This is a genomic window from Bradyrhizobium sp. NBAIM03 (assembly GCF_020194055.1).
Taxonomy (GTDB): Bacteria; Pseudomonadota; Alphaproteobacteria; order Rhizobiales; family Xanthobacteraceae; genus Bradyrhizobium; species Bradyrhizobium yuanmingense.
This window is the reverse complement of the sequence record NZ_JADYVS010000088.1, coordinates 1-1,102: the sequence shown is the minus strand read 5'-3', so window position 1 is coordinate 1,102 and position 1,102 is coordinate 1. Positions and strand designations below refer to the sequence as shown.

The following is a 1,102-nucleotide window of genomic DNA, read 5'->3' as shown; positions in this document are numbered from 1 at the left end:
GGACGGCGGCGCCGTATCCTGCGGAGCGGTGCATCCACGAGCTGTTCGAGGCGCAGGTGCACAAGGCGCCGGATGCGGTGGCGGTGGTCTGCAAAGATGAGCGGCTGAGCTACGGCGAGCTCAATGCACGGGCCAACCGCCTGGCGCATCACCTGATCGCCCTCGGGGTCAGGCCGGACCAGCCGGTTGCGATCTGCGTCGAGCGCAGTCCGATGATGGTGGTGGGGCTTTTGGCGATCCTGAAGGCCGGCGGAGCGTATATGCCGCTGGACCCCGCCTATCCGTCGGCGCGGCTGCATCAGGTGCTCGACGATGCGGCCCCGCCGCTGCTGCTGGCCGATGTGGCTGGCCGTGCCGCCTTCGGCGCGGATGTGCCGGCCATTGTGAGCGTGGTGGAGCTCGATGCTGCGGCGCCGGCCTGGGCCAGCCTGCCGGAAGCGGATCCTGACCGGCGCGCGCTCGGCCTGACCTCCCGCAACCTCGCCTATGTGATCTACACTTCGGGATCCACGGGCACGCCCAAAGGGGCACAGAATGAGCATCGGGCTATCGTTAATCGCCTGATCTGGATGCAGAACGCCTATGGTCTGAAGCCAACAGACGTCGTGTTGCAGAAGACGCCATTAAGCTTCGATGTCTCGGCCTGGGAGTTCTTTTGGACTTTGCTTGAAGGGGCAACGCTGGTACTGGCGCCACCCGGTGCGCACAGAGATCCCGATGCATTGGTCGACTTGATCGTCAGCCAGCACATCACGACGGTTCACTTCGTGCCATCCATGCTGGTCAGCTTTTTGGATGCGAAGAGTGTTGACCGCTGCACATCGCTGCGGCGGGTTTTATGCAGCGGCGAGGCGCTCCCTGCCGCCAGTGTGTATAGGGTTCGGCGCGTATTGCCCTGGACGGCCCTGCACAATCTCTACGGTCCGACTGAGGCCGCGATCGACGTTACATCCTGGAGCTGCCCGGCTGAGTTTGATGAGGCCATCGTCCCGATTGGCCGTCCTATTGCCAACACGCGGGTCTACTTGCTGGATGGTCATGGCGGGCTGGTGCCGTTCGGTGCGGTGGGCGAGCTCTGCATTGGCGGGGCGGGGGTGGCGCG

1 protein-coding gene is annotated in these 1,102 nt (G+C 64.7%); it reads left to right on the top strand.

Going from position 1 to position 1,102, the window contains the following annotated elements:
* Positions 1-1,102: amino acid adenylation domain-containing protein (locus I6F21_RS37510; protein ID WP_225184357.1), on the top strand; the 1,102-nt coding region annotated here is incomplete at both ends.